Source organism: Blastococcus sp. SYSU DS0669 (assembly GCF_054050895.1).
In genome coordinates, this window is sequence record NZ_JBJHAE010000049.1 from 1 (window position 1) to 994 (window position 994).

General features: G+C 70.2%; 1 protein-coding gene and 1 pseudogene. Both read left to right on the top strand.

Going from position 1 to position 994, the window contains the following annotated elements; genetic code table 11:
• Positions 1–351, top strand: a pseudogene (locus ACI792_RS20860) (gfo/Idh/MocA family oxidoreductase); the annotation flags it as partial.
• Positions 351–994 (top strand): sugar phosphate isomerase/epimerase family protein (locus ACI792_RS20865; protein ID WP_456604269.1); only part of this gene is annotated, 644 nt, incomplete at its 3' end. The pseudogene ACI792_RS20860 and the gene ACI792_RS20865, both read left to right, overlap by 1 nt.

Consider the following 994-nt stretch of genomic DNA (forward strand, 5'->3'; position numbering starts at 1 on the left):
ATCCGCATCGAGGTCAACGGCTCGGCCGGCAGCCTGGCCTTCGACTTCGAGGACATGAACGTCCTGCAGTTCTTCGACGGCAGCGAGCCCGCGGAGACCGCCGGTTTCCGCCGGATCATCGTCACCGAGCCCGAGCACCCCTACGTCGGCGCCTGGTGGCCGGCCGGCCACGGCCTGGGCTACGAGCACGGCTTCACCCACCAGGTCGTCGACCTGGTCACCGCGATCGCGGCCGGCGAGGACCCGGCGCCGTCGTTCGCCGACGGCCTGCAGGTCCAGCGGGTGCTCGACGCCGTCGAGCGCAGCGCCGCGGACAGCTCGCGCTGGACCCCTATCCAAGGAGAGAACTGATGCCACGCCCCGTCACCCTCTTCACCGGCCAGTGGGCCGACCTGCCCTTCGAGGAGATGTGCCGGCTGGCCTCCGGCTGGGGCTACGACGGCCTGGAGATCGCCTGCTGGGGCGACCACCTCGACGTCGAGCGCGCCGCGAACGACGACTCCTACGTCCAGGAGAAGCTCGACCTGCTCAAGCGGCACGACCTGCAGGTGTTCGCCATCTCCAACCACCTCAACGGCCAGGCCGTCTGCGACGACCCGATCGACGAGCGGCACCGGGGCATGGTGCACCCGCGCGTGTGGGGCGACGGCGACCCCGAGGGCGTGCGGCAGCGGGCCGCCGAGGAGATGAAGCTGACCGCCCGCGCGGCGGCGAAGCTGGGCGTGAAGACCGTCGTCGGGTTCACCGGCAGCAAGATCTGGAAGACCGTCGCGATGTTCCCGCCGGTGCCCGAGTCGATGATCGAGGACGGCTACCGCGACTTCGCCGACCGCTGGAACCCGATCCTCGACGTGTTCGACGAGGTCGGCGTGCGGTTCGCCCACGAGGTGCACCCGTCGGAGATCGCCTACGACTACTGGACGACGGTCCGCACCATGGAGGCGATCGGGCACCGCGAGGCCTTCGGGCTGAACTGGGACCCGTCGCACTTCGT